At 59.9% G+C, this 20335-nt stretch carries 23 protein-coding genes and 17 tRNA genes; 33 read left to right on the top strand and 7 right to left on the bottom strand.

The annotated features are described in order from the left end of the window. The first annotated feature begins 66 nt into the window (after nt 1–66). The 7 genes from THITHI_RS0117085 (at nt 67) to THITHI_RS0117055 (ending at nt 4896) form a co-directional block, all read left to right on the top strand. Nucleotides 67–1764: a type IV secretory system conjugative DNA transfer family protein gene (locus tag THITHI_RS0117085; RefSeq protein WP_018234280.1), complete on the top strand. Its 1698-nt coding sequence runs from the start codon at nt 67–69 to the stop codon at nt 1762–1764. Next, complete coding sequence (locus tag THITHI_RS0117080) at nt 1761–2012, top strand: hypothetical protein (RefSeq protein WP_018234279.1); 252 nt, start codon at nt 1761–1763, stop codon at nt 2010–2012. Before THITHI_RS0117085 ends, THITHI_RS0117080 begins: the two co-directional genes overlap by 4 nt. Beyond that, complete coding sequence (locus THITHI_RS19415; protein WP_083908803.1) at nt 2009–2473, top strand: metal-dependent hydrolase; 465 nt, start codon at nt 2009–2011, stop codon at nt 2471–2473. The genes THITHI_RS0117080 and THITHI_RS19415 overlap by 4 nt, the downstream gene beginning before the upstream one ends. 55 nt (nt 2474–2528) lie before the next feature. Next, nucleotides 2529–3317, top strand: a complete 789-nt coding sequence (locus tag THITHI_RS19955; protein WP_018234277.1) for a hypothetical protein — start codon at nt 2529–2531, stop codon at nt 3315–3317. 95 nt (nt 3318–3412) lie between these two features. Next, entirely contained in the window at nt 3413–3931 is a 519-nt protein-coding gene (locus THITHI_RS0117065) for a single-stranded DNA-binding protein (protein WP_018234276.1), read from the top strand. A gap of 56 nt (nt 3932–3987) precedes the next feature. Next, nucleotides 3988–4632 (top strand): uracil-DNA glycosylase, encoded by a 645-nt coding sequence (locus THITHI_RS0117060; RefSeq protein WP_018234275.1) that lies wholly within the window; start codon nt 3988–3990, stop codon nt 4630–4632. A gap of 51 nt (nt 4633–4683) precedes the next feature. Beyond that, nucleotides 4684–4896 (top strand): hypothetical protein, encoded by a 213-nt coding sequence (locus THITHI_RS0117055; RefSeq protein WP_018234274.1) that lies wholly within the window; start codon nt 4684–4686, stop codon nt 4894–4896. Between the two features lie 57 nt (nt 4897–4953). On the opposite strand, the gene THITHI_RS0117050 is transcribed toward THITHI_RS0117055, so the two are convergent. Further along, on the bottom strand, nt 4954–5457 hold the full coding sequence (locus THITHI_RS0117050) for a Panacea domain-containing protein (RefSeq protein ID WP_018234273.1): 504 nt from the start codon (nt 5455–5457) through the stop codon (nt 4954–4956). Between the two features lie 112 nt (nt 5458–5569). Between THITHI_RS0117050 and THITHI_RS19405 the strand changes: the two genes are divergently transcribed. Next, the gene (locus tag THITHI_RS19405) at nt 5570–6505 is read left to right on the top strand and encodes a S49 family peptidase (RefSeq protein ID WP_018234272.1); all 936 of its coding nucleotides are present in this window, start codon (nt 5570–5572) and stop codon (nt 6503–6505) included. Between the two features lie 62 nt (nt 6506–6567). Beyond that, nucleotides 6568–7125, top strand: coding sequence for an AAA family ATPase (locus THITHI_RS19950; RefSeq protein WP_018234271.1), 558 nt, complete (start codon nt 6568–6570; stop codon nt 7123–7125). Between the two features lie 322 nt (nt 7126–7447). Here the strand turns inward: THITHI_RS19950 and THITHI_RS0117030 are convergent, their stop codons facing one another. The 5 genes from THITHI_RS0117030 to THITHI_RS0117010 are packed head-to-tail and all read right to left on the bottom strand — an operon-like array spanning nt 7448 to nt 10004. Continuing rightward, a complete protein-coding gene (locus THITHI_RS0117030; RefSeq protein WP_018234269.1) occupies nt 7448–7732 on the bottom strand; it encodes a hypothetical protein in 285 nt (94 codons plus the stop codon). A 22-nt stretch (nt 7733–7754) separates the two neighbouring features. Next, complete coding sequence (locus tag THITHI_RS0117025) at nt 7755–8867, bottom strand: pilus assembly PilX family protein (protein ID WP_018234268.1); 1113 nt, start codon at nt 8865–8867, stop codon at nt 7755–7757. Continuing rightward, entirely contained in the window at nt 8864–9439 is a 576-nt protein-coding gene (locus tag THITHI_RS0117020; RefSeq protein WP_018234267.1) for a PilW family protein, read from the bottom strand. The genes THITHI_RS0117025 and THITHI_RS0117020 overlap by 4 nt, the downstream gene beginning before the upstream one ends. Continuing rightward, entirely contained in the window at nt 9439–9816 is a 378-nt protein-coding gene (gene pilV, locus THITHI_RS19945; RefSeq protein ID WP_156820684.1) for a type IV pilus modification protein PilV, read from the bottom strand. Before pilV ends, THITHI_RS0117020 begins: the two co-directional genes overlap by 1 nt. Before the next feature lie 8 nt (nt 9817–9824). Further along, entirely contained in the window at nt 9825–10004 is a 180-nt protein-coding gene (locus THITHI_RS0117010; protein WP_198005659.1) for a hypothetical protein, read from the bottom strand. Between the two features lie 791 nt (nt 10005–10795). Here THITHI_RS0117010 and THITHI_RS0117005 point away from each other — a divergent pair. From THITHI_RS0117005 to THITHI_RS20690, 4 genes are all read left to right on the top strand, one after another. Beyond that, nucleotides 10796–11584 (top strand): hypothetical protein, encoded by a 789-nt coding sequence (locus THITHI_RS0117005; protein WP_018234264.1) that lies wholly within the window; start codon nt 10796–10798, stop codon nt 11582–11584. A 561-nt stretch (nt 11585–12145) separates the two neighbouring features. Then, a complete protein-coding gene (locus tag THITHI_RS0117000; RefSeq protein WP_018234263.1) occupies nt 12146–12655 on the top strand; it encodes a hypothetical protein in 510 nt (169 codons plus the stop codon). A gap of 150 nt (nt 12656–12805) precedes the next feature. Further along, complete coding sequence (locus tag THITHI_RS0116995; protein ID WP_018234262.1) at nt 12806–13012, top strand: hypothetical protein; 207 nt, start codon at nt 12806–12808, stop codon at nt 13010–13012. A 639-nt stretch (nt 13013–13651) separates the two neighbouring features. After that, nucleotides 13652–13819 carry a hypothetical protein gene (locus THITHI_RS20690; protein ID WP_156820683.1) on the top strand — a complete coding sequence of 56 codons (168 nt, stop codon included), beginning with the start codon at nt 13652–13654 and terminating at the stop codon, nt 13817–13819. Between the two features lie 71 nt (nt 13820–13890). Here the strand turns inward: THITHI_RS20690 and THITHI_RS0116980 are convergent, their stop codons facing one another. Further along, a complete protein-coding gene (locus THITHI_RS0116980) occupies nt 13891–15123 on the bottom strand; it encodes a multifunctional CCA addition/repair protein (protein WP_018234259.1) in 1233 nt (410 codons plus the stop codon). A gap of 285 nt (nt 15124–15408) precedes the next feature. On the opposite strand from THITHI_RS0116980, the gene THITHI_RS0116975 reads away from it, so the two are divergent. From THITHI_RS0116975 to THITHI_RS0116870, 20 genes are all read left to right on the top strand, one after another. Further along, nucleotides 15409–15678: a hypothetical protein gene (locus THITHI_RS0116975; RefSeq protein WP_018234258.1), complete on the top strand. Its 270-nt coding sequence runs from the start codon at nt 15409–15411 to the stop codon at nt 15676–15678. A 627-nt stretch (nt 15679–16305) separates the two neighbouring features. Continuing rightward, nucleotides 16306–16381, top strand: a tRNA-Gly gene (locus tag THITHI_RS0116960). Between the two features lie 355 nt (nt 16382–16736). Next, nucleotides 16737–16822 (top strand) — tRNA-Tyr (locus tag THITHI_RS0116955). A gap of 755 nt (nt 16823–17577) precedes the next feature. Beyond that, nucleotides 17578–17653: transfer RNA gene (locus THITHI_RS0116950), tRNA-Asn, on the top strand. Nucleotides 17654–17843: 190 nt separating this feature from the next. Then, a complete protein-coding gene (locus tag THITHI_RS0116945) occupies nt 17844–18287 on the top strand; it encodes a hypothetical protein (protein WP_018234256.1) in 444 nt (147 codons plus the stop codon). A 3-nt stretch (nt 18288–18290) separates the two neighbouring features. Continuing rightward, nucleotides 18291–18367 (top strand) — tRNA-Arg (locus THITHI_RS0116940). A 74-nt stretch (nt 18368–18441) separates the two neighbouring features. Further along, nucleotides 18442–18518: transfer RNA gene (locus tag THITHI_RS0116935), tRNA-Arg, on the top strand. Nucleotides 18519–18525: 7 nt separating this feature from the next. Continuing rightward, nucleotides 18526–18600, top strand: a tRNA-Val gene (locus THITHI_RS0116930). Nucleotides 18601–18623: 23 nt separating this feature from the next. Next, nucleotides 18624–18699, top strand: a tRNA-Lys gene (locus tag THITHI_RS0116925). A 14-nt stretch (nt 18700–18713) separates the two neighbouring features. Beyond that, a tRNA-Pro gene (locus THITHI_RS0116920) sits at nt 18714–18790 on the top strand. A 106-nt stretch (nt 18791–18896) separates the two neighbouring features. After that, nucleotides 18897–18970: transfer RNA gene (locus THITHI_RS0116915), tRNA-Gln, on the top strand. Between the two features lies 1 nt (nt 18971). Continuing rightward, nucleotides 18972–19047, top strand: a tRNA-Thr gene (locus THITHI_RS0116910). A gap of 168 nt (nt 19048–19215) precedes the next feature. Beyond that, nucleotides 19216–19288 (top strand) — tRNA-Lys (locus THITHI_RS0116905). A gap of 118 nt (nt 19289–19406) precedes the next feature. Next, nucleotides 19407–19481, top strand: a tRNA-Glu gene (locus THITHI_RS0116900). Nucleotides 19482–19485: 4 nt separating this feature from the next. Next, a tRNA-Ile gene (locus THITHI_RS0116895) sits at nt 19486–19581 on the top strand. Between the two features lie 25 nt (nt 19582–19606). Then, the gene (locus tag THITHI_RS20380; RefSeq protein WP_026186450.1) at nt 19607–19858 is read left to right on the top strand and encodes a hypothetical protein; all 252 of its coding nucleotides are present in this window, start codon (nt 19607–19609) and stop codon (nt 19856–19858) included. Next, nucleotides 19849–19924, top strand: a tRNA-Asp gene (locus tag THITHI_RS0116885). The genes THITHI_RS20380 and THITHI_RS0116885 overlap by 10 nt, the downstream gene beginning before the upstream one ends. Nucleotides 19925–19969: 45 nt before the next feature. Then, nucleotides 19970–20044, top strand: a tRNA-Glu gene (locus THITHI_RS0116880). Between the two features lie 14 nt (nt 20045–20058). Beyond that, nucleotides 20059–20135 (top strand) — tRNA-Met (locus tag THITHI_RS0116875). Nucleotides 20136–20140: 5 nt separating this feature from the next. After that, a tRNA-Leu gene (locus THITHI_RS0116870) sits at nt 20141–20225 on the top strand. The last annotated feature ends 110 nt before the right edge of the window (nt 20226–20335 follow it).

The following is a 20335-nucleotide window of genomic DNA, read 5'->3' as shown; positions in this document are numbered from 1 at the left end:
TGACAGCCAAAGGGCGGACGAACTTCGCCCAGGCGAAGCCATACCACAACGAGTCGCGTACCGCCTATGCCCCTGGTTGGACCCAAAGATGCTTCTGCCCTGCTCGGCCTGTCCTCGGCCGCCCTGGCTTCGCTCCCGCAGTTTGCCGGCATGCCGCTTACTGCCGCCGCCATGGCTGGTGGAGGGCTTGGCGCCGCATGGCTCGGGTACCGCAGATCCCGGAAGTGGCTGGATCGAACCGATCTCGTCAGCCGCGAGGGCTTCATCCTCCCAAGCGATGAGACCTTTCCTGAAACCCTGGGCTTTGACGGGCTTCGGGTCGGCTACACGCGCGATCACTCGCGCCCCGTGGATATTGCCAACGGATTCCTGACCCGCCACCTGGCGATCATCGGTCAGTCCGGGGTGGGCAAGACCACGCTCGGAGAGTATATGCTCTGGTCACAGGCCGCTCGCGGGGGTGGCTTCATCTTCATCGACGCCAAACTCGACGTCGAGACTCGCGACAAGCTGGCCTACATGATGAAGCTTCTCGGGCGCGAGGAAGACCTGTTCATCCTGAACGTCGATGAGCCGCACAACAGCAACACCTACAACCCGATCCTCTCGGGCGATGCCGACGAGGTCTCGTCGCGGCTGCTCAACCTGTTGCCAAGCTCTGAGAACAACATCGGCGCGGACTTCTACAAGCAGCAGGCCAACCAGGCGCTCACGGTAATCACCGCGGCGCTGAAAAAGGCCGGCTGCCGGTACCACTTCGGCGACCTGTCGATCATCATGCAGTCGGCGCGCGCCATCGAGTCGCTGGAGCGCATGATCCCTGAAGGGTCGCAGGAGAAAAGGGCGCTTCAGGTCTTTCTCGATCAGTTCCGCAGAAAGACCAAGGACGGCAGCCAGGTCGATATCAACAAGCTCAAAGAGGTGCTCGGCGGCATGGCCGGGCGCATCGCCATGTTCGCGCAAGGCAAGTTCGGGCAGGTGCTCAACACCTACACGCCCGAGATCGATCTCACGGACTGCATCCTGAACAACAAGGTCGTCTACATCATGCTGCCCACCATGGGCAAGGATGTGGCGGCGCTGAACCTGGGGAAGATGGTTCTCTCTGACGTGCGCACCGCGACCTACAACATCCAGGGGACGCCGAAGTACCGCCGCCCGGCTCCGCCTTACCTGATCTTCGCTGACGAGATGGGCTCATACGTGATGCCCGGTATCGCGCGCCTTTTCGAGCAGGCGCGAAGCGCCAATATCTGCATGATCCCCGCCTTCCAGAGCTTCGCGAACCTGTCGGTGGTTTCGCCGGATTTCGCAGATATGATCATTCAAAACACATGGTCAAAGGTGCTGTTCAAGTTCGGCAGCAAGGACAGTCCGGAGATGGCTGCCGATATCATCGGCAAGAGCTCCACGTTCCAGTACTCGCTGTCCGTGTCGGAGAACGATACCGAGTCCAGCCCCCTGCTTCGTACCGTGCCTCAGCTTGCCGAGAGCCATGGAGGCGGGCTGGGTGAGAGCTGGCGCGAAGAGGAGGGCTATCGCGTCAGCCCCGATCAGCTCAAATCCCTCGGCATCGGCGAGAGCGTCGTGATGAGCGGGGCGCGCATGTTTCACATCAAGACACCCATGCTCGAGTTCCCGGAGGAAGTGCCGGTCTATAAAGTCACTCGCCACCCGAGGCAGATGCCAAAGGAGGAGCGAGGTCTTGAGTACGAGCACCGCTATCGCGAGTTCCTCATGGACACGGGAGACCCGGACGAATGAACACGATCCTGTTCTACGCGGCCGTGCTGGTCAGCGCGCTGATCCTCCTTCTGTTCGTGCCCGGGGTCTCGACCATGGTCAAACCCATCGTTGACGGCATCGGTAAAGGGGTGCTTGCGGTGCTTGGCGCCAAGTGGGCGTGGGTGATCTGGATCGTCAAGATCATTTGGCGTTCACACGTCGATCTCATTCGTCATCTCGTGCTCCCCGAGCACAAGCTGGACCCCACTCGTCGATACCGCTCATGACAAAGCTGGGGCACCAGCTCACAGGCATCGGGGTTTGCGGGATCGCCTACGGACTGGGCGCAAGGCTTGGAGGAATACCCCTGGTGGCCGCCATCGGAGCCTTTCTCGGGGCCACGGCGCCGGACTGGCTGGAGATCCCCTACTGGCTCAGAGGCCGGCGGCTCTCTCTGATCCCCCATCGAACCATCACGCACTGGCTGCCGGCCTGGGTGGTGCTTCTGCTGGCAAGCACAGCGCTGCTGGCCGCAGGGAAGGGCGAGGCTCTCTACTCGGCTCTGTTCGGCTTCGCGGTGGGCGGATTGACGCATCTTGCCATGGATATCCCAAACCCCATGGGTGTTCCTGTCGTGCACCCCTTCAGGCGCACCTCGCTCAACTGGTGGAAAAGCGGCGAATGGGAGTGGGTGCTGGTCCCACTCACCTGGGCTTTCGGCGCCGCGCTGACGCTGACGGTTATCTAGGCGCGCGCGATCGCTATACCTCCCAAGGACTAAACAAGCACACAGAGGAGGACCTATGCATGAACTGAAGACGCTGGCGGCGCCATTCCCGGCCTCGGCGGTCAAATGGAAGCTCCTGGATCATTGTGACGGCAAAGGCCATGCCGTTCGATGCGTGGATGCCCTACAGATCATGGATCGATTGGACGATGTGCTCGGCCCTTGTGGTTGGCGTGACCGCTACGAGCTTCTGCTCGGCCAGGATCGCCATCCGATCGCGATCCAGTGCTTTCTGGGCATCCGGGTCGAGAGCGAGTGGAGAGAGAAAGCGGCGATCGCGCCTCTCGAGGATATCCGCAACATCAAGCACGCGGAGGCCGAAGCCTTCAAGCGTGCCGCGCTCAAGTATGGCATCTTTCGCTATGCCTGCGCGGATCCCGTAGAGGTGTGTGTCTGTGAATCCGAAGGGGAAACACTGATCGATGAAACCTCTCTGCCTCAGGAATCCGTTCTTGACGTCTGCACCGACGAAGGGCAGGAGGAGATTGGTGAGCAGGAGACGGTATCGAATCCCCCGGAGCAAGCCGCGCAGCCGGCAAGGAGCACACGCAGCATGAGCAAGGAGATCGATTGGGGGCTGAATGAAGACTCGCGGCAGGAGCGTCTTCCCGATGCGCCCCCTCAGATGACGCCCGAGGAGGAAGGTATTCTGCTGGGCGTATTCTCGAAGCTCCGATCAGGCGCAAGCCCTGAGCGGGCCATTCAGCACCTTCGAGCAAACAAGGGGTTGTCTCCCGATGCGCGCGCCTTCGCAATCGCCCGGATCGAGGAGCGCATGGTCGAACGTCGAAAGGAAACCCAGTAAGCCACAACTCAAGACCCCGGAGCCCCGGGGTCTTTTTTCAACCTCGTTGCGCCGGTCGCTATACGTAAGCGCAAGAGCAAAAACAGGAGGAAGAAGTGAAAACATACCAGAAAGTCGAAATCGCCGGCCATGTCGGCGCGAACGAAGGGATCAAGCAGGGCCGGGAGAAGACCTACTGCCGGCTTCGGGTGGCTGTCAAGGACGGCGACTCGACGGTGTGGTACACCGCGGTTGTGTTCGAGCCCAAGGCGGCGGATGGCGAGATCGCCAAGGGCGCGGGCGTCAAGATCTCCGGCAGGCTCAGCGTGGAGCCCTACAAGAGGAACGACGGCGAGCCGTCGGTGAACCTCACGATCTACGTCCAGAGCCTGGAGGTTCTGGAGCAGAGCGAGAGCGCCGAATCGGCCCCCGAGTCGAGCTCGCAGGGCGGGGATGCGGTGATTACCGAAGAGGAGAAGGAGGCGGTGCGCCCGGTGTTGATCCAGGTGCGCGACGGCCTGATCACGCTCAAGGGCGCCGAGGTCTCGATCGGTAAGCTCAACCTGAGCAAGCAGGCGCGCGAGTTGGCGCTTGAGAAGGCCCGTGAGCTTGCCGCCGACACGCAAGCTGCGTAACATTCTTCACAGCCCCCTTCCGTTCGTGGAGGGGGTTTCTTTTCACGAGGAAGACCATGGCGCTCGATGCCTTTTTCAGCCTGATCTGCGATAACCCGTACAACTCTGACTGGGTGTTCAATCCCTGGCGGGACCGGTGCTTTGATTTCGACCTGTGCGAAGCCGCACCACGCCAGCGCCTGGATCGTCTCAAGCGCCATCTGGAATGTAAGCACCCCACCAGGATCCTGCTCGGCGAAGCGCCGGGCTACCAGGGCTGTCGCTATTCCGGTGTTGCGTTCACCTCCGAGCGATTGCTGGTGGAGGGGGTAATTCCGAGGATCGAGCCGACACCGCGGATCACCTCGCGCGAGCGGCCCTTCTCCGAGCCTTCCGCGACCATCATCTGGGGGATCCTCGAGGAACTCGGGGTCGCGCACGAGACGCTGCTCTGGAACGCATTCCCCTGGCATCCGCACGGGCCCGGGGCGAGCCTGACGAATCGCACCCCGTCGATCAAGGAGCTCAGGATGGGTGTGGGCGCACTGGAGGCCCTGCTGGCGCACTTTCAGGGGGTTCAGGTGCTTGCACTGGGGCGCTCCGCTGAGAAGACGCTGCGCATGCTGGGCGTCTCGCCGAAGGCCGCGCTGCGCCACCCCTCGATGGGAGGCGCGCAGAGGTTCAGGGAGGGTCTTCGTGACCTCTCCGCGGCGAGCGCGTGAAACCGCGCCTCTATCGCTACACTCCCTGAGTGAGTAACGAAGGAGAGAGTCATGTATAAGGCCAGTATTGACACCCCGAACTGGGGGTTTGAGGCTTACGGGAACACGGAAGCCGAGGCCCGAGAAGCCCTCAAGCAAGGCTGGCAGCGCCACGTCTCACAGACGGGTGATGCCGCGCCGGGCTATCTGGAGGAATTTGAAGAAGACATCATGATCCAGGAGGTGGCTCCCGGGATGGTGTTTCGAGATCTGGAGCCCCTGTAGTCATCCTTTCAAGCCCTCGCAGCTGATTTGTTGCGAGGGTTTTCTGTTTGGGGGCCGCTAATCCAGGATGTGCTGGATACTCATCCGCCCATCATGTCGTTCTGCTCTGGCGTTCAGCCAGGCGCGATCATAAATCTCCTCCCTGAGAGCGCGCAGCGGGTCAGAATCCGGCTGCGCGAGCACCTTGTCGATCGCCGCATCCAGGCACTCCAGGTCCGAGTCGCTGAACACATCGAGATCCGGATCACGAAGCGCCTCCAGGCGCCTGGAGCCGTTGCAGCCCTGTTCACGCAACACCGTGCTCGCGCCCCCTTTCACCCCTTCAAAGCTGATTTGCAGCTCGATCAGGCCGTATGTGCGCATCGGCGTAGGCCCAAAATCAAGCGCATGGTAAAAATCGCCCGCGATAAACCGCGCGTAGGTGCGAAGGTGCTGCTTGTCAGCCAGGTACAGGACGCGCAGGACGGCGCGCTTGTCGACCGGTATCCGGGTCGCGATGTAGAGAACAGCCTCGATCGCCTTTTCAGGGTCGAAGCGAAACGATGGGAGGTCTGCTTGCATGTCTCTTCTTGTGTTTGTGGTGTGGGGGCCCGGCCTTCTCCGGCGGCCCTGTGGAGTGTAGGTAACTCGAAAGCGTTCTGAAATCCTCGGCTTGGATTCGCTATATCACTTCATGAGCCAAGAAACCCTGCATACCGAACTTGTCGATGAACTGCTCAAAGAGCGCAAGCGTGACCGATTCTGGAGAAACGTACGTTTCGCCGGCGTGTTCACGATTGTCATGCTGAGCTTCATCCTGAATTTCTACCTCCGAAGCACCGCGGACAAGGAGCCTGATGAGGATTACGCCGCGGTCGTTCGGATCGAGGGGATGATCTCACCGGACTCCAGAACCACCTCGGCCGCACGACTCAACCCCGCACTCAACCGAGCCTTCTCCGATGAGCGCGCCAAGGGCGTGGTGCTGGTCATCAACAGCCCCGGAGGCACCCCCGTACAAGCCGCGCTGATTCATGACCGCATCAAACAGCTGCGTGAGGAGTACGAGAAGCCGGTGGTTGTGGTTGCTGAGGATATGCTGACCTCAGGGGCATACCTGATCGCCATGGCTTCAGATGAGATCTACGTGAACCGATCCACTGTCGTGGGCTCGATCGGCGTGATCATGCAGGGATTCGGCTTTACGGGTCTGATGGACACCTTGGGGGTTGAGCGCAGGGTATTCACCGCAGGCGAATCCAAGAACATGCTCGATCCGTTCATGGATCTGTCCGAGGAGGAGGTCTCAAAGACCACTCGACTGCTCGACGACATTCACGCGCACTTCATCGACATCGTCATGGATTCGCGCGCCGAACACCTCACCGGCGACCACCGGGATCTGTTCTCGGGCGATTACTGGACAGGCAAGACTGCCTGGCAGCTCGGGCTCGTGGACGGGCAGGGTGATCTTGCGGGTGTTGTTGAGGAGCGATTCGGCGTCAGCCAGGTCAAGGACTACACGCCGCGTCAAAGCATCTTCGGGACTCTCTCCTCCGCCTTCTCGGAGGTGCTCTCGATCACCCTGATCCGCACTGTCAACGAGCTCGAGACGCCTGCGCTCAGGTGATCGGCAAGCGCGCCCCGCGTCGGTCGCTATACACGGCAGACACGATACCAACAGGAGGATCCATGAAGGTCATCAATCTGATCGGGCCGCCGTGCGCTGGCAAGTCCACCACCGCGGCCGGCGTTTTCTATGACATGAAGCGCCAGGGGCTTCGCGCCGAGCTGGTTACCGAGTTCGCCAAGGACGTGGTCTGGGAGGGGCATTTCAAGATGCTCGAAGACCAGATCTATGTCTTCGCCGAGCAACACCGCCGGCTCAACAGGCTCAGAGACAAGGTCGACTATGTGGTCACCGACTCCTCTTTGCTGCTTTCGGCCATCTACAAGCCGGAGCATTACCCCAGGAGCTTTACGGGCCTGGTGATCGACTTCTTCGACTCGTTCAACAACGAGGTCTATTACCTGAACCCAGCCTGGGCCTATCAGCCTGAGGGGCGGATGGAGCTGGAGGAGGATGCCGTGGCGCTCGGGGAGCGCATCAGGGCGTTTCTGGTGGCCCATTGCATCGAATTCACAGACATCCCGGCCGGCGTGAATCACGCCCAGGCGGTGCTGGAGCATGTGCTGAGAATGCAGGTCAGGGTGCCGGACGTGCGCTCGATCCGGGAACAGAGCGGCTAACGCCCATTGTACTGCCATTTCCGACCAGCCCCCCGCGGGCTGGTTTTCTTGTCTCTGGAGGGGCGACCAAAATCGTTGCGCGATTCCCTATACGAAGCAGGTCAATAAAACAATGGAAGGAGAAGGCTATGGTCATGTTCGCCGCTTGTGTGGTTGCCGGTTGCGTGCTGTACTTTGGACTGGTTCGTCCGGTCCTTGATCGGGCCGGCCTGATCTAACGCTCTTCAAAAGAGCACACTCTAAACCTCATTCAACGAAGCCCCGCACATCGTGTGGGGCTTTTGTTTTCAAAACTGATGAGGTTCAGGAGGGCGGGGCGACACTATCGCCTGCGCCAGCCGTCGATGGCGGCGCCGAAGAACAGCCCTGAGAGAGCGGCGAAGCCGTAGGCTGTCGACGACAGCATGTTACCGAACGCAGCAAGCCCCAGATGGGCGACGACCTGCCCGACCAGATAGACCGTCGCGCCGACTACCACCAGGCGAAGGGCGTATCGAAAGGCGCCCGTCTCGAGCCACTCAGCACAAAAACGAAGGCGACCGCCCTGGCGCTTCAAAGGGAAAAGGTAGCCAAGCAGGAGATCGAGAAACGACGGATTCATGTTCATAGTATACCACTGCTTTTCAGGGTTATTCAATCCATTCATGCCACGACAGAAGCCGCGCGGGCTCGGCGCCGGGGTTGTATCCGGGCACCAGGAAGTCATAGAGCGTCTCATCGTATTCCACCGAAGATCCGCCGGTGACATTCGTGGATCCCGCATACACTGAACCATACAATCGCGAATCACCGACAACCGAGACATCTGTGTTTGGCGCATAGATGATCGAGGTGATCTCACTGGTGCCGTAGAGATTGATGCCATCGCTGGCATCGTAGGCACTGACGATGGCAAACGACGGAATCTGGTGCGTGCTGCCATCGGCGTTATACCGGGTCAACGTGGGCGAGGTGTTGTGGTTGATGATGGAAGAGCCGCCACCTGCGTTGACCTGGCCCGCGATATAGATCACCAGCGAGGAGTCCTCCTCGATGATCAGCCTGGACTGTCCCTGTAGGGAGAAATCCCCCTCCACATACATCACGACATCCCCGGAAACGACCATATCGATGCCGCCGGTCAGGCTGACTTCTGATGCGCCTACGACACCGTTGGTGGCGTTGGCGGGCGTGATGTTGACGGTCCCCTGGCCGCTGTAGTGAAAGGCTTCGAGCGTGGAGGGGCGCAAGGATTCGGTCAGGGTGACCACGTCCACGGGATCGCACTCACCATCCTCCTCGCAGTCAACGATGGCGTCGGTGAATACCAGAGGGATCACGGAATCATAGGGGCGTGCGTATTCCACCCGTACGGATCGCCGTGCACCGGTGTTGGCGAGGCTGCCGGAGGCCGTGATGACCGCGGTGCTGTCGGTAAAGCTCACCGAGGAGATCCACCACAGGCCCGCGCCATGCTGCGCCGCATCATCAGGCGAGGAGGGGAGGCCGGTGAGTTGTGTCAGCTGTGCGCCACTATAGACCCCGGGGTCCGGCCAGGCGATGGATTCATCCCGGAGCGAGTCCACGGCCTCGGCCGCGCCTGCCTCGGCGCTCTGGAGCGCGATCACGCTTGCGCGGGCATTGCCTGCGATGCGTTCCTGCAAAAGGGCATCGCTCAGCGCTGGGAGCCCGAGAAGGAGCCCTACAGAGAGCAGCAGCAGCACAGTGGGCAGGGCAAAGCCCTTCGAGGAGGCCCGGTTCATTGCGCGAACTCCCTTCGCGCAAGCACCAGCGAGCGCACCGTGGCATGAAAGCGCAGGTTTTGCGTAACGGGTGAGCGTGCTGACGATGATGAGACCGTGTAGTCAAAACGCACAGCAAGCGTATCGGCGGGATCCGCGGCGGCTTGTGGGTGGAAGCCGTTGACCGATCCTGTGGCATTGTCATCATGGCCGTAGGAGAAGATCAGCTCCTGCGCAAGCGGGAACAAGACCGCGGCCTCAGGCTCGCCTACGGGGCCACAAGCGAGGCCCTGATCAGTCACCTCGACCCAGAAATCCTGGCCCTCTGAGGCGCAGCTCGGCGAGAGCGTGCCGCCGGAGAGCGCCAGGCGCCCGGCATCAGAGGTCGAAAGAACCGCATCGCTGGTACGAACGGCGCGCATGAGCATTTCCACGGAGAAGCGCAGCTCATCATGCACGCCCATCACTGCGCGCTGAGTCTCAACGCTTCGCTGGTTGGTGAGCAGGAGGCTGATCGCAGCAAGGATCAGAAGCAGCGACAAAGCCATCGCCACCATCAACTCGATCAGGGTGAAGCCAGACTGGGACCGCATTAGAGCCCCTGCGGAAGTCTGATCAGGTACTCGAAGGAGGGCGAAGGTTCATTGAACCGGGCTTCTGCCCACTCGAGGCGCACCTGGTACTCGCCATCGGCCACCGACACGATCTCGCCCGACCAGCCCGGGAGTGCGTCTTCATGGTCTTCGCGCCACAGACCTACGGCCTGCTCAGGGTCATCCAGGCTGAACCAGAGCCTCTCTGCGAGATCCTGGGCTTGCGCCTGGGCGAGAGAGCGCTGGAAAGCGCTGCTGGTGTACTGCATGGATTTGAGGTGCAGCTGGGCGAAGCCAAGCAGCCCGACCGAGAGTACGACCATTGCGATCAGTACCTCGATCAGGGTGAATCCTTTCTGCGGCGCCCGGCAAGTCACGCACAACCCTACATGAACACGCGCAGGAAGAAGTCGCTGCTGAGCAGGAACGTGCCGGCAATGATCACGGTTGCCGCAACCATAAGCCAGGAACGGAACCGGCCCATCGCCTGGATCGTCTGCGCTGACTTGGCGGACTCCTCGGCCTGAAGGATCATCAGGCGAGCCTTGACCGGAAGCGCGCTCATGTCTGCGTGAGAAGAGGCGCTGCGCTGCGCAAGGTAGGAGGGTGAGTTGTCGAAGATAGGTCCATTCATAACGATACCTCGTCGTTTTTTAACGGCGTGTGTAGAGTATAGCACCGGTAACGTCCGAACACAAGAACGGGCCCCGGAAGGGTCTGCGAAAGAGCGAAGGATTTTTGACTATACCCATGCGCTGAGGCGTCAATGGCGCGGGAAATCTGCCCGTGTGCGCAACAGCGCAGCCTTGCTTATGCGTCACGGGAAACCGGCCACGATTCGGTAAGGTGATGAAAAGCCCGATTTTTCTGGGTTTTGGTGGAATGAATGGGGATCTCACACAAACCACCAACGGAGAGACTCTCAAGGACGCGCTCCAAGGCGCCTTGAGGCCTGGACCCGGTGTGAGGGGGTTGCTGCCCCGAACCAGGCTGTATCCCGGTAGCAGGCGCGCTCACGTAGCGTGCAAGGGGTGCCCGCGACAACCCGACCGACCTCCTGACGCATAGGCGGTTATCGGACGTTAGAGCGGCAAGGTCGCCGCCTGCCGGCCCATTTCGGGTCCGCGGGTTAGGGCGATTCTTGCCGCTCGAAGCCCTCCCTCACAGCCCTCTGCAAAGAGCTTCAAGGCAGTAGGTAAGCTATGAGGGAGATCTGAAGGAGGGTGAAATTGTTGAATCAAACGGCGGCTTGCCGCGCGTGAGGCGCGCCAGGCGCCGAAGATCGGCAAAGCGCCTTCGCACGGGCCGGCCGCGGAGATGCGCGGAGACGTCCATCACAACCACCGGAATCTCGCTATGTTGCAGAAACTGCTTGCGCTATCCTCCTTTCATCGACCGCCGGCGATCGACGATCAAACCCGCGCCTGGCTGCTCGATGTCTATGATTGGGCGCTGCGTGGTTTCGAGGGGCAGGCCTTTCATCGCAGGACGTCGCTGGTCACCCCTACTGAGGCGGACTTCCCGGGCAAAGCCCGTTCTACCCACGAGATGGCGGAGCTGGTATTTGAGCGGGTCAAGCGGCATGCGGGCTTGAGCCACTGGCCTGTGCGCGTTGTCGCGCCAGAGGTGTTCGAGTCGGAGGAGTCACACAGCGCGGCGCTGGCTGGGCAAGTCGGTGTTTCGCGGGATATGTCAGGAGGGTTGATCGTTCCGGATCCTGGTATCCAGATCAGTTACCACCCGGGCATGATCTCGGATCCCGAGGTGCTGATTGCCCATTTCGCGCAAACCCTGGCGGCCCACTTGATAGCGGCGCTTGGGGAGCCTCCTCCTGGCGGGGCGGGCAGCGCGGCACACGCGGCCGAGGTGCTGGCGGTTTTCATGGGTTTTGGGCTGATGATAGCCAACACTGCGTATATCGCACCGAGGGTTGGGTGTGGAGGCCAGTGCAAGCTCCCTCAGGTAGCGAGGGCCACTCATCTGGGCCAGCAGGAGACCACCTACGCCCTGGCCTTGTTCTGCGCTCTCAAGGGAATCCCTGCACGGCGCGCGAGACGCCACCTGAAAAGCTCTCTGAGGGGGTACTTTCGCCGGGCGATGGCCGAGGCTGCTGACTCTGAGGGTGTGCCCCGGCAAGGCGGGTAGTGTTGGGCCCGGCTGTCGCCGGATGCTAAGAAAGTCCCGAAATCCCAGCCCGTCCCGCCTGCTTTCGATCCCTTTAGCCGATGCCAGTTTAGGTGTTCCCGGGCCCCTATTGCCCGAGGGGGCCTTCCGTAAAAGACGATGACTTCTGTCAGTGGAAGACGCGCCGTCGGTGCGCGCGCCAAAGAAGGGAGAGGTGCGGCCGGGCAGCCTGGGAGGCGGTTCACAGCCTGAACGCGGGACCTTGAGCGCCGGTGGCGAGGGCTTGCCGGCGTTTACGGGCAGTAGCGGGTAGGAGGGGGGGTAGAAAGAGGTTCCTGGTGGGGCTGCCCTCGTGCGAGAGGTATTGCGCCCTTTCGCATTGCGTAGAACCCCGATTGATCGTTGAGTAGCCCTGTCTCATGAAACCCCTCCCGAATGGGCAGAAGCCGTCCTCGACGCCACCTCGGCGGAGCGCTCGCACGCGCGCCACGTCGATCGGCACTCGATTCTCTACACCCTTTAAGGGCGATGTGCCTGGAGCGCACCCCTCATGGGTGCTTAGGACTCTCAGAGGAGAATGTTATGGGTGAGAAGGTAAACGAGAACTGCCTGGCGGGCATGGCATGCCCGAAGTGCGGCGATCTCGGTCCCTTCAAGATTGCGGCAACCCAGGCAGGAATTGCGGTTGTCCATGACGACGGGATCTTTCAAGGGGTCGATGGCGATATCGAATGGGAGGGCGGCGCTCGATGTGAGTGCATGGCCTGCGGAAAGGTCGCCACGGTCGCGGAGTTCAGTGGAGAGGCGGAGCCTCTCGATGAGGCCGGGCAGTCAGAAGGGCGCGCCGGCGAAGCCGATGACCATCGAGTGATGTGCGACTGTCTGGATATGCTCGCCATTGCGACCACAGCTATTCGCGATCAATACATGGGGTTTCCCGACGCGGAGATCGTTGCGAACACCGGCATGGGCATGAAGACGCTTTTGCGTGATCTGGTCCAATTTCTGCGTGAAAACGGCGTCGATGACGAAGGCGGATGGGACTGCGACGCCACCGAAGATATCAAGGTCAAGCCGCGGGCGAGCCGCTAAGGGCACGCGCTCGCAGTATGCTATTCAACGCCCCTGGCCGTCATTTGGCGGTTCAGGGGCCTTCTTTTTGGCCCTGGCGCGGCGCTGCATCAAATCCATACGCATCGTTCCCTATACCTCTTGAGGTCAATTAACTTAGGAGAGCATGAGATGAAAACTGTATGGGCACAGATTGCGATGCGTGGCGAAAACCTCGGCAGGATCGAGGTCACCTCCAATGACGTATCGTGGCTCGCCATCCCGATCGATGAGCGCGCTGATGAGGCGATGAACTACATCAGCGACGAGGCCTTTGAGGCTCTCGTCAACGGTGAGCAGGAAGTCACGGACCGGGGCTTCAGTCTCCGGGTTTGCTGACCCAGTCTTCTCTTTGATTCATTCACTACCCCTCCTCTCGTGGAGGGGTTTTCTGTGCGCAACAAAAAAGCAAGACAAGTCAGGCCGCTCTCCCCGGCGGTTCGGTTTCTATACATAGCCGAGAGAGTGCGTAAACCAAGAGGCTAAGATTATGGGCTTTCCTGAAGAACATTTCGAATACTCCTCGGACACCGACTGGGATAACGCAGAGGCCAGCGAACTGGGTGCAAAACACCCTGAGAAGTGCTGGATACTCACTGACCGGGACGTCTGGCATCGGAACCCGTACTACCAAGGACCGGATGTACCGCATCCTGAATTTGAGGGGGATTCCTGAAAACGAATGATTGAGGGTCGCGCGGAGGTTGATATGAGGTTGAGAGACCACAGAGCTTGCGGCGGAGGCGGATGTGACGAGTGCCAATGGGCGGGTACCGAGATGGTCGCGACGTTCCTCCCGGATGCTGCTCAGGAGATGCCGAGTGATGCAATTGCATTCGAGGTCGAGCGCGAGAAGTGTCCGTGCTATGAGGGCGTCCGCATAAACAGCGGCGTGAACCAGTGCATGCACCCGGACGCTGACGGCGAACTGTGTGAACCGCAAGAATGCCCGATGGTGGCACCCAGTAGGAGGACAGCATGTCTGCAAAGCAACTGCTAACAGCAGAGGAAGTCATCGGCCAGATTGCGGAGGTTTTGCCTCAGGCCGATGGTGATTTCATCGAGCACATTGCCAACCAGGTTCTGGGGCGCAAGGTGCGATACGTCGAAGACTCGGTCTTCGAGTATGCCGAGAATCACGATTGAATCTTCAACAAGCCTCCCCTTCGGGAGGCTTTTCTTGTGGCTGACGACAGGCACACGAAAAAGCCCCGCTGCTAGGCGGGGCGAATTGCAGATACTGCTTTCTTGATTGCCCTGATTCTCCCGGCCCTCAGGAGCTCACCGAGCTTTGCGCCGCCGTAGCCCTGCGCTGCGAGTGGCTTTGCGTCGACGGACTTGGCCGCCGAGAGCGCAACCCGAAACACCTCTGCCTGAGGGTAGGGGTGATCTTCGCGCCCAAGACGACCTCGGGCATCTGCTTCACAGGCCAGCAGGAACGTCTCGAGGCGTTCAGGACGCTTCAGAGCATCCAAGGCCTCCAGCACCTTCAACACCGATCCCGCTCGAAGCTCGAAGGCCCTGTGAGCCCTCAAGTGATGCTGAGACACCAGGCGCCCCAGCTGTCGGTAGGCTGTGGGGATACGCAGGCGTTCGGACATCTGCTCGATGAGCGCTACGCCGGCCTCCTCGTGCCCCTGGTGCTTGGGGAGCTCAGCCTCCGGCGTCACTCCTTTGCCCAGATCATGAACCAGGGCGCAGAAGCGCACCACAGGGTCATCCGACAGGGCCGCGGCCTGCTTCAGCACCATCAGCGTATGCACGCCACTATCCTTCTCAGGATGGTGCTCGACAGGCTGAGGTACTCCGAACAGGCAAGCCACCTCCGGGAACAGCCGCTTCAACGCACCCGTGATCCTAAGGATCTCGAAGTAGCGCTGAGGGCTTGGCTCTCCCAGGGCCTTTTGGGTCTCCGCCCACACGCGTTCCGTGCTCAGGCTCTCAAGGAGACCTTCGGAGACCATGTCGCGCATCAGCTCGAAGGTATCCCAGGCCACCTGAAAGTCGTAACGGGCCGCAAAGCGGGCCACTCGGAGTACTCGCAGCGGATCCTCGCGAAAGGCATCAGAGACGTGTCTCAGAATGCCGGCCTTCAGGTCCTTAGCCCCGTTGAAGGGGTCGATCAGCGAACCATCCGAGGCCTGGGCCATCGCATTGATGGTCAGATCCCTCCGGGACAGATCCTCCTCCAGGGTGATCTCCGGGGAAGCCTCCACGGCAAAGCCCGTATGACCAGGCGCCACCTTGCGCTCACGCCGTGCCAGTGCGTACTCCTCCTTGGTCTTCGGGTGCAGAAACACCGGGAAGTCTTTCCCCACCGGCGCGTAACCCTCACTCTCCAGGCGGGCGACATCCTCCGCAGTTGCTCCGACGATCACGTAATCACGATCCCGGACCTCCTTTCCAAGCAGGGAGTCCCTCACCGCGCCTCCTACCAGATAGATATCCATAACTAAATCCTCTTTCGTAATTGCCTTCCTTGTGTAGGGAGCGGTTGTACTCAACCTCAGGGGTCCGTAGACATTGCCGGTTTCGGAGGTGTTTTCCCTACACATTCTCAGCAGCCGTAAGTCTCAAGGGTTGTAAGCGCATAAGGGAGGGGTCTGTTACCAGGATCCGGCTGCTGCGACAAGGCGCTTCAAGGCCTCACGGGGGTGTTCGCAGCACGCTACATCTCATGCCCGTCACGCACCCCTGGATAAGCGCTGGCATCTAACGATAAACAAGGGGGTACCATGATTGAATCACAACTAGAGCCCAGATCGGGGAGCGGATTAGTCGCAGGAATTATCGCCTGTGTATTAGCTGTTCTTGGGATCGTCACTATCGGCTTTATATTTGTTCCGCTCGCCGCGATTGTCGCTATATTTGGCACAATTATCGCCATTAAGAACATGAATATCGCGGGGATTGGAGTAAACGTGCTGGCGTGGGTGCTCACGATCCTCGGCTTAGTGACCTCTCCGGTTCTTCTCTTTATGATTGCCGATATGCTTGGCTTGTAGGGGCGCAGGGATGAACGCTGACGGCGCCCTTTCAGCGCACGATCAAAGCCCGAGATCCTTGAGCGGAAAGTTAGAGCAAGGGACTAGAGCCGTGCTCAACTGCCTGCTGATTGCTCTGGCCGGCTGGCCTGCCGCGCTCGGTATCTGGGTGTGGGTCAGTGCCATCGTGCAATGGCCCTGAAAAAAAATTTACCGCACCAGTGACATTTGCCATAAACATGCGCTATACTATGACACACGATCGAATCAGATCGACCTGAAAACTGATCACGGAATCGTAAAAATGAACAGCATCACGACCATATCGACAAACATGCCGAGCCAGCCGAAAGGCCTGGTGGTTGGTCGTGGCTGCCTGGAATCAGGCTTGTATCCCAGCCTTGTCCAGAGAAACGATCAACACGAGCTGACGCTCTCCTTTTAACCGGAGGGTGTCACGAAGCCCTCCGGATCCAGATAACAACAAGAAACATCTCCATGTCTTGTTTTTGGCTCCGCAGGGTTTCCCGGCGGAGTCTTTGTTATTCCCCGGAACTCTTTAACAACTGGGTGAAATGTCTCAGATGCCGGCCGGCATGTCCGGCATCGGCCGGAAACCGCCAATTTCCGGTAGCTATACACATGTCCGCGGGCATGGCTCAGCTGGTAGAGCGCCTCGTTGCCAACGAGGAGGTCGTGAGTTCGAACCTCACTGCCCGCACCATCACAACAACCCTGGCACTGAAGTAGCTACGCTTAAGTCTCGCGGGCGCGGGATGAGCGGACGGGCGGTCCGCTAGGTGTTCAGGGATTGTGACTCCGCGGCGTGCAGGTTCCGAGCGCCGCCACTGGCCGCTTAGTTCGGTGGAGTATCGGGCCCGCTGAATGCAACTGCCCGAGGCAAGCGCCTCGGGCAAGGGCTGATCTTAAATGGAGACCCGGCATACCAGGGCGCGCATCTCAACCTCGAATGGTGTCGAGGGGATCAGCGCGCACCCTATCCCTCGGTACGGCGAGTGGTGGCTTCTCCTGGCCAGGATAGGAGGGTGGTGCCAGGCCGTGCTCCCTGGCGCCGCACTGGGTAGGCGGCAGCGACGGCGAGCTGCACCAGACTGTAAATCTGGCGTCTCCGACTTTGGGGGTTCGAATCCCTCCCTGCCCACCATTTTTCGAACCAGGCTCTGACTGGTTCTCAGGGTCGCACGGCTTGGAGTGCGGGCCCCGGGAGGAATTTCCGGCGAGGCGGTTCCTATACTATGGCGCCCCTCGGTGGTTGCTATCCCGGAGGGTTTTGGATTGGGTAAGTGAACAGTATTTGGCGAGACCTCCGCCAATGAAACCGGTGTCTGTGTGCGCGGATACCGGCCCGTTAGGGATAGAGGGGCTGCGAGGAAGGTTTTAGGGTGTTTTCCCGAGTTACTTCCCAGAACGCAGCGCATCGCTAGTGTGCTTGGCGGCTCAAGGCGGTGCAGTACCAGGGGATCGGCAAGAGGGCGGCGCCAACCGTTTTTCTGTCAATCCCGACCAGGTTTTAATGCTTTTCCTGGAAGCGCAATCAACACTCACGGTTATGACATGACTCTGAAAAGTCAATGTCCGATGGCTGAATAAAGCGTCCTTGGTGCAGGTAATGCGCTTAACGTGCTGCGGCGAAAGCTGGGCGCGTCCCGAAAGGGGTCGATGTTTGGCATGACAGTCCATGTCCGGCGTCGACAGGTGGTTATGGGGGATTGGCCAATCCCGCCGTGAGCCGCCTAGAAGCCTGCGTCTTGGAGGGTTGTCGCCTCTGACCCCAAAGAGAGAGTGCCAAGCGAAGGGCTTGAAGGCGTTTAATCGCGCTGTGTATGTACCGGTTCTGCTATCAAACTTTACCGGGTCAAGCCAGACAGGGCGAAACATACTGTCCCTGTCCTTGTTTTTTGGCGCGTAGCTCAGTTGGTAGAGCGCTCGACTGTTACTCGAGTGGTCGTAGGTTCGACCCCTACCGTGCCAGCCAAATTCCTGATGGGCGTTGTGTCACAGTCAGCGCTCATCAACAACGCTCGCCGCGGGTTACGGAAGGTAAAGCCACCGGTAATGTCGCGCCCACCTAATTCCGGCGCTCCCCGCAGCCGTCGCACCCACGGGAGGAAGGGGGTGCGGTTGATAACTGCCCACCCCACTTTCCTTTGTCGAGGCGCCAATCGATGGACGAGCAGACCTTCAAAGCGCAATTTATCGCTTCTTTCCTGGCCGCCTGGGCGGCACGGAACTTTGATCAGGCCTGCATGACAGGCAACCACGAGATCTTCGATCACCCTCCCGTGGAGGATGCGCAAACCATTGCCGATCTGACTTGGGCTCAATGGTTTGAATGTGGCGGTACGCAGCCGTGCGTGGCGCTCTCAGAAGAGCCCCTTAAGGGCCTTCTCATGAGCATGGCGCTTCGCTATGACCACGGCCTTGGTTGCCCGGGGTACTACGATCAGCTCTATGGCGAGGGCGAACACCAGAGGCGCCTGGACGCCGCGTTGAGCCTGATGCGTCAGATCTACGAAGAGGTCAGCGGTCATGGCTTCTACCGGCCGGAGCTCGAAGAGCGTTATCTCGAACGCATGGCGGCTGTATCGACCCCTTCCGAGAAACCCTGATCCGCCCCTGTAGTTCAACCGGATAGAGCATCGGTCTTCTAAATCGATAGTTGGGGGTTCGAGTCCCTCCGGGGGCGCCAATTGGCCTGGCCTCGAGGCGCACAGGGCAGCGCTGCTTCTCTTGCGGCATCGAGGCGCGCTTGCGATCGACCACACCCCTGTAGCGCAACTGGATAGAGCGTCGTGTTCCTAACTCGAAGGTTGCAGGTTCGAGCCCTGCCGGGGGTGCCAATCAAAGAGGGACGTAGCTCAGAGGCAGAGCGCCGCTCTCACAAAGCGGATGTCGAGATTTCGAAATTCTCCGTCCCTACCAATCTTCACGCAGCAGGTTTTCATGGGTCGTTAGCTCAGTTGGTAGAGCTCCGGACTCTTAATCCGATGGTCGTAGGTTCGAGCCCTACACGGTCCACCAGTTAAAGTCAGTACCCGGGTATAGCGCAGTCTGGTAGCGCGCCTGCTTTGGGAGCAGGATGTCGGGAGTTCGAATCTCTCTACCCGGACCAATTTCCAGTTTTCGAAGGGAAGCGGGTTGTTCAGATCCGTCGCCTTGGACAAGCGGGACAGTCTCTCGTCCGGAGGCTGGAAGTTTCCTTCGATCTTCTTTTCAGCTCACCTGTCGTCTAATGGTAGGACCCAAGGCTTTGGCCCTTGAGATCCAGGTTCGAGTCCTGGCGGGTGATCCACGCTGGTGTAGCTCAGTTGGTAGAGCGGCTGATTTGTAATCAGCGGGTCGCAGGTTCGACTCCTGTCGCCAGCTCCAATTCATTCCTCTTGCGCAAGCGGTCCTCGCGTTTGCGCCGGGGAGAAGATGTCCCAAAGGGGGTGTAGCTCAGATGGAAGAGCACCCGGTTTTTACCCGGGCGGCGAGGTTCTTATCTGTAGTCGTACGTGTGCGCGCATGAAGTCGCGGTAAAATTAGGTTTGCTATGGGCCGTTAGCTCAGTTGGTAGAGCATCGGACTTTTAATCCGTTGGTCGTTGGTTCGAATCCAACACGGCTCACATTTTGCTTTCAAAACAATGAGCTACCATATTTCTCCCCTGGAAGGGCGCGCTTTCTCTTCGTTGCATACACTACTACCTTGGGTTGCGTGCCCTGGTTCGAGCCCTCCGCCCCCACGCACCTGTCATCTAGCGGTCAGGAGACGAGCCTTTCAAGCTCGTTACGCGGGTTCGAATCCCGCCAGGTGCACCAATTTACCCCCGTAGTTTAATTGGTAGAACTCCGGATTTATGTCCCGGCAATGGCGCCCGATTAGCGCATGGTGTGGGTTCGAGTCCCACCGGGGGTACCACCATCAACCAACTACGGAGGAGTGCATGAATGATCAGGTGAAGGATCAAAGCCGATCGATACGCAGGCACCATGTCGAACGGCTCAAAAACGCCAGGCGCCGCTTCTGGGGAAGGGACCTCAGCGGCGAGCGCAAACACCTCAGTATGGTGGTCGACACGCCATGCCCCTGTTCGTGCTTCATGTGCGGCAATCCGCGCAGAAGGTGGCGAAAAAAGACCATCCAGGAACGCCGGCACGAGGCGATCGTCAAGGAAGACTTCAACCCGGGTCTGTAGCTCAATCGGGAGAGCGCCTGCCTGTCACGCAGGAGGTAGTGGGATCGAAACCCATCAGGCCCGCCATATTCCGTCTGCTCAGCTCAAGGGCTTGAGCGACATATACCATCAGCACCTGTCGTCTAGCGGTCAGGATTGGAGGTTCTCAACCTCTCGACACGGGTTCGATTCCCGTCAGGTGCACCAACTTCCCTGTATTCGGTGACGTGGGTGAAGAGGCAATACCGCGGCATTCATAAGGCCGAGCATGCGCGTTCGATCCGCGCCGTCACCACCAAACACGGCAGCGTGGCGAAACCGGTAGACGCGCTGGATTTAGGATCCAGTGGATTATTCCGTGAGAGTTCGAGTCTCTCCGCTGCCACCAATATTGGCCGAACCCAGGAGCAGGGCCGGCCGATAGAGAGCTCCAAGCATGGCGGCGCAAGCGTGTGCGACGGCCTTGTGAGCACGAGGTCGAGGGCTCAAAGCCCTATG

This window comes from Thioalkalivibrio thiocyanodenitrificans ARhD 1 (assembly GCF_000378965.1).
Taxonomy (GTDB): Bacteria; Pseudomonadota; Gammaproteobacteria; order Ectothiorhodospirales; family Ectothiorhodospiraceae; genus Thioalkalivibrio_A; species Thioalkalivibrio_A thiocyanodenitrificans.
Note: the sequence above shows the minus strand (reverse complement) of the source record. Positions and strands in the feature narration are given on the sequence as shown.

Excerpts from the sequence above, each read along its gene's own strand:
- THITHI_RS0117005 (WP_018234264.1), top strand. The coding sequence starts at position 10,796 with ATGTTGCAGAAACTGCTTGCGCTATCCTCCTTTCATCGACCGCCGGCG.
- THITHI_RS19950 (WP_018234271.1), top strand. The coding sequence starts at position 6,568 with ATGAAGGTCATCAATCTGATCGGGCCGCCGTGCGCTGGCAAGTCCACC.
- THITHI_RS0117055 (WP_018234274.1), top strand. The coding sequence starts at position 4,684 with ATGTATAAGGCCAGTATTGACACCCCGAACTGGGGGTTTGAGGCTTAC.
- THITHI_RS0117020 (WP_018234267.1), bottom strand. The coding sequence starts at position 9,439 with ATGCGGTCCCAGTCTGGCTTCACCCTGATCGAGTTGATGGTGGCGATG.
- THITHI_RS19955 (WP_018234277.1), top strand. The coding sequence starts at position 2,529 with ATGCATGAACTGAAGACGCTGGCGGCGCCATTCCCGGCCTCGGCGGTC.
- THITHI_RS0117080 (WP_018234279.1), top strand. The coding sequence starts at position 1,761 with ATGAACACGATCCTGTTCTACGCGGCCGTGCTGGTCAGCGCGCTGATC.
- THITHI_RS20380 (WP_026186450.1), top strand. The coding sequence starts at position 19,607 with ATGAATGATCAGGTGAAGGATCAAAGCCGATCGATACGCAGGCACCAT.
- THITHI_RS0116995 (WP_018234262.1), top strand. The coding sequence starts at position 12,806 with ATGAAAACTGTATGGGCACAGATTGCGATGCGTGGCGAAAACCTCGGC.
- THITHI_RS0117085 (WP_018234280.1), top strand. The coding sequence starts at position 67 with ATGCCCCTGGTTGGACCCAAAGATGCTTCTGCCCTGCTCGGCCTGTCC.
- THITHI_RS0116975 (WP_018234258.1), top strand. The coding sequence starts at position 15,409 with ATGATTGAATCACAACTAGAGCCCAGATCGGGGAGCGGATTAGTCGCA.
- THITHI_RS0117000 (WP_018234263.1), top strand. The coding sequence starts at position 12,146 with ATGGGTGAGAAGGTAAACGAGAACTGCCTGGCGGGCATGGCATGCCCG.
- THITHI_RS0117050 (WP_018234273.1), bottom strand. The coding sequence starts at position 5,457 with ATGCAAGCAGACCTCCCATCGTTTCGCTTCGACCCTGAAAAGGCGATC.
- THITHI_RS0116945 (WP_018234256.1), top strand. The coding sequence starts at position 17,844 with ATGGACGAGCAGACCTTCAAAGCGCAATTTATCGCTTCTTTCCTGGCC.
- THITHI_RS0117030 (WP_018234269.1), bottom strand. The coding sequence starts at position 7,732 with ATGAACATGAATCCGTCGTTTCTCGATCTCCTGCTTGGCTACCTTTTC.
- THITHI_RS0117010 (WP_198005659.1), bottom strand. The coding sequence starts at position 10,004 with ATGAGCGCGCTTCCGGTCAAGGCTCGCCTGATGATCCTTCAGGCCGAG.
- THITHI_RS0117060 (WP_018234275.1), top strand. The coding sequence starts at position 3,988 with ATGGCGCTCGATGCCTTTTTCAGCCTGATCTGCGATAACCCGTACAAC.
- THITHI_RS0116980 (WP_018234259.1), bottom strand. The coding sequence starts at position 15,123 with ATGGATATCTATCTGGTAGGAGGCGCGGTGAGGGACTCCCTGCTTGGA.
- THITHI_RS0117025 (WP_018234268.1), bottom strand. The coding sequence starts at position 8,867 with ATGAACCGGGCCTCCTCGAAGGGCTTTGCCCTGCCCACTGTGCTGCTG.
- THITHI_RS20690 (WP_156820683.1), top strand. The coding sequence starts at position 13,652 with ATGTCTGCAAAGCAACTGCTAACAGCAGAGGAAGTCATCGGCCAGATT.
- THITHI_RS19405 (WP_018234272.1), top strand. The coding sequence starts at position 5,570 with ATGAGCCAAGAAACCCTGCATACCGAACTTGTCGATGAACTGCTCAAA.
- THITHI_RS19415 (WP_083908803.1), top strand. The coding sequence starts at position 2,009 with ATGACAAAGCTGGGGCACCAGCTCACAGGCATCGGGGTTTGCGGGATC.